Genomic DNA, 6,904 nt, shown 5'->3' on the forward strand with positions numbered 1-6,904 from the left:
GAAAAATGCAGTAAAGACGCGAGCCGGCTTGCTGAATATATGGTCGAAAGGCTTAAAGAGTGGCCGCCTGTTGCCAAGACGAATATGACGACGGTTGAAACGTACGCCACCCATGAAAGGTGGTAAAATCGCCAACCCCTTTGTCCGGGAGTCGGCTTTGGCCTGCTTCACCACCGGATATGCATTTCCGGACCGTAACGAAATAACAGCCGGAACACCTTTGATTGTGTTCCGGCTGTTTCCATATACCAATAGTTATGATTATTAGTAGGAATTGGTTCAGATATGTCGAAATAATAAACATTTAAAAGATGTTTGCCAGAGGGCAGATATACCCATCTCTTTGAGGCAGGGACTCAACCTGAGGTATATTCAGGAACTGTTAGGGCACAGCAGTTCTAAGACTACTGCGATTTAAGAAGTGGAAAATATTGACGAAATATTTTTATCAAAAGCCCTTTATGATATATGCCCACTGGTTATGACATTATGCTTTGGCATTAGTCTGGGAAGGATTGCTCGATTTCTTCAGAGCTTGGAGAGCAAAAACCACTAAGACAATGGCTAATATAAAGAGAATAACTGCCAAGGTAGCGAGTGCAGTATGCCCTGCTTTAAAATTATTAATGCTGAACAGCGCTAAGGCAGTAAGAGTAAACGAGAAGATAAAGTACATGGGAATTTGGGTAAAGAGGCTGCTCTTACCGCTTTTAATCAGCCATACAGATACTGCGAGTAACGCCAAAGCAGCAAGTAATTGGTTAGCTGCGCCGAAGATCGGCCAAATAGCCATTCCTTGACCACTATAAGCCAGATAAGCACCCGGGATTATTGTGATAATCGTTGCAACATACCTATTTAAGGAAGATATAGTTTCGCCTTTAGCATCTTTATTGCTGCTGGCAGATTCAAAGAGTTCTTGCAGAATATAGCGTCCTAAGCGAGTTGCTGTATCCAATGAAGTGAGAGCAAACGCAGAAACTACCAATGATGCGAAAACCTTGCCGGTTGCCACAGGAATCCCCAGTGTGGCCAAGAAGGTGGCTGTACCGCTAGCAAAGACAGGAACAGCTCCGCCGCCCTTAGTCATAATTTCCTTATAAATATCCGGGGCCAACATTACGGCAGTTATTAAGGCTACTACGGCCAGCAATGATTCAATTAACATACCACCGTACCCAATTAGCCGGGCATCGGTTTCTTTGTCTAATTGTTTAGAAGTGGTTCCGGAGCCTACTAAAGAGTGGAATCCTGACAAAGCTCCACAAGCGATTGTGACAAATAATACAGGGAATAAATAATTGTTGCCTACTTTAAATCCTGCATAAGAAGTCATTTGGATTGTCGGGTGGTACAAGAAAAGGCCAATGACTGATCCGACGATGAGACCATAAAGTAAGAAAGAGTTTAAATAGTCACGTGGTTGGAGTAAAACCCAAACTGGAATAACCGAAGCAACGAAGACATAAAGCATTTCTAGGGTAACCCAAGTACTAAATGAGAGTTTAAGCGGGAACATTATACCCACCCAAATACAGACGAGAAGCAGAGCGACGCCGATTACTGTTGTGATAAACATAGGTAAGTTTTTTCGGTATACACCAAAACCGAAGCATAGGGCCACGGCCATGAAGAGAATAGAAGCAGTTCCTGCTTGAGGAGTAGCCACAAACGTATTGGCGATGATAATTGCAAAAACGGCAATGACCAAAATAAGAGTTAACCAAGCAAAGATGTTAAACAACAGCTTACCAGTCTTACCCATAGTATCATTGATAACAACACCTATGGATTTACCTTTATGCCTAACGGAAGCTACAATCGAACCGAAGTCGTGTACAGCGCCAAAAAAGATACCACCAAAAACAATCCAGAGATAAGCCGGAATCCAGCCGAAGGTTGCTGCTGCAATCGGACCGACGATCGGAGCTGCTCCGGCGATCGAAGCAAAATGGTGACCCAATAAAATCGGCGCCTTTGCCGGAACATAGTCTACACCATCACTCATACTATGGGCCGGAGTTGGTCTTGTTGGATCCAAACCAAATTTGCCGGCTAACCATTTACCATACGTTAAATAAGCGACTATAAAGGCAATAATAGCAATTACAATCAATACTAATGAGTTCACAAAAAAACCTCCTTACACTTTTTTGAACGTAATGATTTTTTTGATTTTTGTAAATCCCCTGTCAAATTGTGTTTGCTTGAAGACCGGAGTATAAATTTTCTTCACCTCCTTGCCTCTTTTATTGGTAATGACTATATTAGAGGAGGGGATTACAAGGATTAGGCGGATCTCAGCCCAACCTTCCAACGTCAACTTGAAGTTCCTCCTGTAACGAAAAGAACTAATTTGAGCTTGGAGCTGAGAATCTGGTTCTTGGTCGACAATTATTACCCCTGTTATTAAACTTTCCATATGCTCAGAATGCGGTTTAACAAAATATGTAATTGAAGTTTGTAAGTACTTAATAAATTCTTGCAAAGTTTGTTCAGTGAGATCAGTAAATAACCTTAAAAATACGTACTCATAATTTTCTGCCCGCCAAAGCTTGATGCTTTTAGAGACAAAATATTTTTCATTCTGTATCTCTAGAGTAGCGAATAGATCAATCACTTGACCATGTAGGTTGATATGCTTTTTAAGACTAAAATATTCAGATAACCTATTTTCAATAATATTTAAGTAAGCATTTGACATTTCTCTTTCCCCCTTTTTAATTTTTTCATCGAAAAGTCCTAAACTATGATTATTGAATAATTTGCCAAATATTCCTGTAATTATATTTACCCAGGGACAATAATTAGTCAATTATGAATATTCAGTTTTTATGAATTATTATAAGCCTGACCTTAGGTTGCTTACCAACTTAAGGAACAGGCTTTTAACATTTTCGAATTAGAGCTTATTGCGACTTAATTTCCACCAGGGTCACTGAAATATCCACAGTCTTATTATCTCGGAACACAGTAACCGTAACCGTGTCACCCGGTTTATACTTGAACAACTGATGAGTTAATTCCAATGAACTTTTGATAGCCTTATCATTGATTTTCGTTAAAACGTCACCGGCTCGAATTCCCGCACGTTCAGCCGGCCCGCCGGCCGTTACTCTGGATACATAGGCCCCTGCTGGCCAACCACGTTGACTGGCATATTCAGCAGTATAGCGAGGATCTATCTGAACATTAAGTCCTGGATGACTGGCATACCCTTTTTCTATCAGTTGTTTAATCGTCGGCAATGCATCAGATATCGGGATAGCAAAACCCATACCTTCAAACCCCGGTTCCTGATTCTTAGCGGAATTGATTCCAATAACCTTACCTAGATAATTGACCAGAGGCCCGCCGCTATTTCCTGGATTGATGGCAGCGTCTGTTTGGATAAGGTTAAAACTTGCTTCCCCAGGAATATTCAAGATTCTATTGGTCGCCGAAACAACCCCTGTAGTCACAGAACGGGCAAATTCTTGTCCGCCGGGATTTCCAATTGCTACGACTGGTTCACCGACTTGAAGCACTGAGGAATCTCCCAATTGTGTAGCGATCAAGTCTTTTGTATTTGAAATTTGAACCACAGCTAAATCTGTACGCTCATCTCCACCCACTAGTTTGGCATCGAGATTACGTCCATCTGCCAAACTGACAACGAGTTTTTCGGCGCCTGTAATGACATGATTGTTCGTTACAATGTAGCCATGTTCTGCATCAACAATAAAGCCTGAGCCACTTCCTACCTCAGTTAGACCGCCCCCGCCGAACAAAGCCCCTGTCGATCGAAAGTTAGCAATTCCGACAACCGCTGGTCCCGTGGCTTTGGCAATCTGAGCGACCGGAAAATTTGTCGTTCCATCAGTCACGATGGTCGGAGTCGTTGCCCCACCATTTAGAACCACTTGGGTTGTAGGTGTTTGTTGCTTATTTCCATAGATCGACGGAACCAAGGCCACTGCAATGACCCCGCCTAAGATAGCACTAATTAATGCAATTGCAAACGTTGAAAAGAAGCGGGGTCTACGCCCTGAATATTTGTTTTGGTCATTGTAATAGCTCATGACTACCTCCCATTGCTATTATTCCATTAATCGCATGAGTTCATGCGGCGTATACCGTGGAGCAACCTGAATCTCTAGATCTGGGAACTTTTTCGAGATATTCATGTCTCCCAGGATTCGTTTGACCGTGGTCAAGGCAATCTCCGGAGTATTATTTTCTGCACTCAGATGGGCTAGCACAACCCGTTGGGTATTCTCTGCAACCCACTCTAAGAGACCTGCCGCTAATTGCTTATTTTCTAGATGTCCATATTTTCCGCTGATCCGTCTCTTGAGGTATGCCGGATAAGGACCATACTTTAACCGTTCTTCATCATAGTTCGCCTCAACAACTAAAGCATCGCACCCTTTCAAATGCCGATGCATATCATCAGTAATTATTCCACTGTCTGTAGCGATTCCGACTGCCATATGCCTCTTTTCCTTTTGTTTGGGACGTAATATCTTCAATCCGTAACTTTCCCGACTATCGTGAGATGTGGGATAAAGTAAGACCTCAAGTCCCGCACAGGAAAAAGAATCTCGAACTTTGATACGCTGGTCTTCAGCAAGCTTTCCCAAGCAAGGGCCCATGACCTCCCAGAGACCCTTCGTAGCATAGATAGGAATCTTTAGTTTGCGGGCAATTATTCCCACTCCTCGGATATGGTCTACATGTTCATGGGTAACCACAATCCCTTCAATTTCAGAATCCGCTATGTTTAACTCGGACAGATTATGTAACAAACTCTTCCCACTGATCCCACAATCCACCAGCAAATGTCGATTATTCTCTCCGACAAGAATTGCGTTTCCGGAACTTCCACTCGCCAAGGTTGTAAAATGCAATGACTGTTCCTCCGTTCATGATAAAAAAATTATAGCCAAAGAAAGCAAAGAGGGCGTGAAGCTTTTGTGAACATCTTGTTAACAAATTTCAAACCCTCCTTGAGAAGTACGCTAGAGAATTTATGGTAGGTTTGGGTTGGAGAGCCCCTGGTTCCCCGAAGCTTTCAGTTGGCTTTGCGCCTGATCGATCATGGCTTGGATCTGCTCTTTCTCCGAACTCTTCTGAGCTAAAGGAAGAGCTTTCTGCCACTGATTAACGGCCCCTGCCCAATCTTGCTTTGCTTGTGATAGAAAAATACCATAGTTGATCAGGCCAAACAGAAAATTAGGTTCCAGTTCTAACGCCTCTTGGAAACTTTTTTCCGCGAGTTCATAATCTTCGCTATAAAAAGCGGATGTCGCCATATCAACCATGATATTGACATCCTTTTTTGTTTTTAAAACATTCTGGTAAACCTCGACTGCATGTTTAAAGTTCTCTTGTACTTCAGAGGGGGCGACCTCTTGAGCAGCGACCCCTGCGTTATAATACTCATTTCCAAGGGCGGTTTGCAGGAGTTCATTCTCAGGGTCCTTCTTGGCCTGCTCAACCATCGCATCTATACGCAACTTCTGGGCTTGGTATCCTGCCTTAGTATTGGCAGCCAGTGGAGATGCATTCGAGCCGTAAGGTTGCTCATCTCCAGTAAAGAAGAACACAAGCAGTCCCGAACCAACCATTGCAATACTAATGAGAACAGCAAGAACTCCTGCAAAAATACGTTGTGATTTCTTCTTCAAGCAATTCGCCTCCTTGGTCATCTACTTATAAATATTATTCTAACATGTCTTCTCAAACCATCCAACCTTTAGTCTCCAAACTACCTAACAGCGGACATCCGGAACAGGAGAAATCATTCTATTTTGTTGAGATTCTTTAATTTTTACATAAAGCGCTACTTCTAAACGCTTTTTCTGAAGTTCACAGCCCAGAGTATAAACGTCTGTCAGGCTTTGGGTAAAGGAAACATTCGCTGCATGGCACCCCCCACTACAGGTAAAGCGAGCCCAGCACTCTCGGCAAGACGGCTTAGAATAGACATGCGCTGAACGAAAGCTCTTAACCAGCTCAGCTTTTAGTTGATGAGGGTTTTCGTCATAGAGTGACCCGAGTTTATAGTCTTCCTGTCCCACAAACTGGTGACAGGGATAAAGATCTCCCTCCGGAGAAATTGCCACATACTCATGTCCCGCTCCGCATCCGGAAAGCCGCTTATTCATGCAAGGCCCCTGGTCCAAGGCGATATTGAAGTGGAAGAAATTAAAGTCTCGGTCTTGGGCACGGCGCACTAATAATTCTTCACCAAGGCGATCATACGCTTCCCGAATTTTATCTAGATCCCCTTCCTGAAAAGCATAAGCGTCCTCCTGACCTGCCACGACGGGCTCTACCGAGATCTGTTTAATCCCAATATCCGCCATGTGTAAAACATCGCGATCAAAATCCAAATTGAAATGTGTATAGGTGCCGCGAACGTAATAATACGTTCCTAACGCATAGGGAGAACTATCTGGCCGCTTGCTTACAAACTGTTGGATGCGTTGTGTAACGTTAGCATAACTTCCCTGACCACCGGCATAGGGCCGCATCCGATCATGCACTTCCGGGCGGCCATCAAGACTCAAGACCACACTGATCTCCTCTTGTTCGAGAAAACTTTGGACTTTCTCATCCAGTAATACTCCGTTCGTGGTCAGGGTAAATTTAATAGTTTTATCGAGAACCGCCGCTGCCTTTTTACCGTATTCGACTAAGTCCTTTACGACTCCAAAATTAAGTAATGGTTCTCCCCCAAAGAAATCAACTTCACAATGGTCCCTATGCCCCGACGACTCTAAAACAAAATCAATACCCTTTTTACCCGTCTCAAGATTCATCAAAGTTCTACTTCCACCAAAGGCCCCTGTTCCCGCAAAACAATACTTGCAGCGCAAATTGCAGTCATGGGCTACATGAAGGCAGATTGCTTTGACGA

Annotated in this window: 6 protein-coding genes; all 6 read right to left on the minus strand. The window is 43.3% G+C overall.

The features are described from left to right. Positions 1-487 precede the first annotated feature (487 nt). Entirely contained in the window at positions 488-2,131 is a 1,644-nt protein-coding gene (locus JL57_RS29025; protein WP_034145368.1) for a carbon starvation protein A, read from the minus strand. 12 nt (positions 2,132-2,143) lie between these two features. Continuing rightward, positions 2,144-2,704 carry a hypothetical protein gene (locus tag JL57_RS29030; RefSeq protein ID WP_034145369.1) on the minus strand — a complete coding sequence of 187 codons (561 nt, stop codon included), beginning with the start codon at positions 2,702-2,704 and terminating at the stop codon, positions 2,144-2,146. 205 nt (positions 2,705-2,909) lie between these two features. Continuing rightward, positions 2,910-4,061 (minus strand): S1C family serine protease, encoded by a 1,152-nt coding sequence (locus tag JL57_RS29035; protein WP_034145370.1) that lies wholly within the window; start codon positions 4,059-4,061, stop codon positions 2,910-2,912. An 18-nt stretch (positions 4,062-4,079) separates the two neighbouring features. Then, complete coding sequence (locus tag JL57_RS29040) at positions 4,080-4,889, minus strand: MBL fold metallo-hydrolase (RefSeq protein ID WP_034145371.1); 810 nt, start codon at positions 4,887-4,889, stop codon at positions 4,080-4,082. Positions 4,890-5,009: 120 nt separating this feature from the next. After that, positions 5,010-5,669, minus strand: a complete 660-nt coding sequence (locus JL57_RS29045; protein ID WP_034145372.1) for a hypothetical protein — start codon at positions 5,667-5,669, stop codon at positions 5,010-5,012. Between the two features lie 84 nt (positions 5,670-5,753). Continuing rightward, on the minus strand, positions 5,754-6,904 hold a 1,151-nt coding region (gene scfB, locus JL57_RS29050), incomplete at its 5' end, for a thioether cross-link-forming SCIFF peptide maturase (protein ID WP_034145373.1).

It is taken from the genome of Desulfosporosinus sp. BICA1-9, from assembly GCF_000802135.1.

Bases quoted from the DNA above. Each gene is read 5' to 3' on its own strand.
- JL57_RS29035 (WP_034145370.1), bottom strand. From the start codon at position 4,061: ATGAGCTATTACAATGACCAAAACAAATATTCAGGGCGTAGACCCCGC.
- JL57_RS29030 (WP_034145369.1), bottom strand. From the start codon at position 2,704: ATGTCAAATGCTTACTTAAATATTATTGAAAATAGGTTATCTGAATAT.